General features: G+C 69.0%; 2 protein-coding genes and 1 pseudogene. All 3 read right to left on the reverse strand.

Annotated features, from left to right (window positions below):
• Nucleotides 1-192 precede the first annotated feature (192 nt).
• Nucleotides 193-1,332 carry a prephenate dehydrogenase gene (locus GA0115259_RS35355; RefSeq protein ID WP_093604451.1) on the reverse strand — a complete coding sequence of 380 codons (1,140 nt, stop codon included), beginning with the start codon at nt 1,330-1,332 and terminating at the stop codon, nt 193-195.
• A gap of 68 nt (nt 1,333-1,400) precedes the next feature.
• Nucleotides 1,401-1,757 (reverse strand): annotated as a pseudogene (gene aroH / locus GA0115259_RS35360) (chorismate mutase); the annotation flags it as partial.
• Nucleotides 1,754-1,913, reverse strand: a 160-nt coding sequence (locus GA0115259_RS39430; protein WP_141716828.1) for a 3-deoxy-7-phosphoheptulonate synthase, incomplete at its 5' end; no start/stop codon positions are given. The gene GA0115259_RS39430 and the pseudogene aroH, both read right to left, overlap by 4 nt.

Genomic DNA, 1,913 nt, shown 5'->3' on the forward strand with positions numbered 1-1,913 from the left:
GCAGCGGCTGATGTCACTGCGGGCACGCGAGCCCAGCAAGATCCAAACGAGAGGCCCTAACTCCCGGGGAACCGGCCGCACATCTCCGGTCTCCGTCCGTATCAGAGAGGCTCAGGGCCTGCCGGAGAGGCAGGCAGGCCCTGCCAGGAGGTACGGGCCGAGCGGGCCCCCGCGAGGCAACTGAGTCGGCACTCAGGCCAGAGCCTCGGCTTTGCCGGGCGCACGGCGTGCGGGACGGGCGCTTTCGGCATGCCAGCCGCTCGCCACCAGACCGCTGATCAGAGTCTCGTTGGCAGCCGCTGAGGCGGCGAACTCCACCGACAGCCCCGGCTTGCCCGAATCGGTGAGAGGGCGGACCGTCACATCGTCGGCGCGAACACCGAACTCAGTCAGTGCAGTGAGCAGCCGTGCCAGCTCGCCCGGGCGTCCGTCGAGGGTCACCCACACGCGTGTACGGGCGGGTGATTCCCCGTCGTGCCTGCCCTGTATCTCCGCGAGCCCGGCAACGCCCTGGTCCAGCAGATCCACCATCTCCTTGGCGATCTGCCTGTCACCATCCGGCGGGGCCACTGCAAGGCGGTCCAGCGCGGCCAGCAGAACGGACAGATCCTCTCTCAGTTCCCGTAGCACCGCGGCGACGGGAGCAGCGTTGGCGCCGAGTATGTCGGCCCACAGCAGGGCGTCACCGGCGGCGACCCGGGTGACATCGCGTACTCCCTGGCCCGCCAGCCGGGCTGCTTCCTTGGGAGCATGCCGGAGGCGGGCAGCCATCAGGCTTGCCACCGCGTGAGGGGCGTGGGAGACAAGAGCCACTACGTCATCGTGATCGCGGCTGTCCATGATCAGCGGAACCGCACCGCACAGGGCGATCAGCTCCAGGGTGCGGTTCAGGGTGGTCCGCGAAGTCACGTTGGACGGGGTGAGGACCCAGGAACGGTCCTCGAACAGGTTCGCACGAGCTGCCAGCGGACCGGACCGCTCCCGGCCGGCGAGCGGGTGACCGCCGACGAAGCAGGACGGATCGGCGGCCTCGTGCAGGACCTGCCGGTCGACCGTGTGCTTCACGCTCGCGACATCGGTGTAACTGTGCGCCAAGCCCCGGGCCTGTTGCTCGGCAAGCACCGCGCCGACCGCGTTGGGAGGGACGGCGAGCACCGCCAAATCCACCGGGCCGGCCGGAACGCCCGACGCTCCGGCGCCCAGCGCGACGGCGGCCCGGACGGCCGATTCGTCACGGTCCATCAGGTGGACCTTCACGCCGTGGCGGCCGGCCGCGAGTGCGACCGATGTGCCGATGAGGCCTGTGCCGACCACTGCCATCGTGCGTATCACGGGGTTACGCCTTCTTTCGACTGCGGCATAGGGTCCGGTTGCGCCGTGTCACTGTCGTTCGCGGGCCCCGCCAGGTCTGTGCGCAGCACGGCGGCACCGCCCAGATAGATGTGTCTGATCTCCGCCCGGGGCCTGTCCGACTCGGCGTGGACGAGCAGACGTACGGTCCGGGGCAATGCGCCGACGATGTCCAGTTCCTGGGCACACATAAGGGGTACGTCGACCAGGCCGAGCCGTCGGGCGGCGGCGGCCGGGAACGCGCTCAGCAGGTCGGGGGTCGCGGTGAACATCATGCTGATCAGGTCACGCGCATGGAGTTGGTTGGCCTCCATCACCTGCTCGACCAACTGCTCGACGCTTTCGAGAAGGTGGGCGGGCTCGTCGCGTTCGAGCTGTATGGCGCCGCGCACCGCGCGTACGATCATGTCGTGCTCCCGTGCAGTGTGGCGTCCCGCCGTTCGGAAGGCGCCAGAATCACCTCGGCGACGAGGAAGGCCAGGTCCAGGGACTGGCTGCGGTTGAGGCGCGGGTCGCAGGCCGTCTCATAGCGCTGATGCAGATCGTCCACAAAGATCTCGTCG

It is taken from the genome of Streptomyces sp. MnatMP-M17 (assembly GCF_900091995.1).
GTDB lineage: Bacteria > Actinomycetota > Actinomycetes > Streptomycetales > Streptomycetaceae > Streptomyces.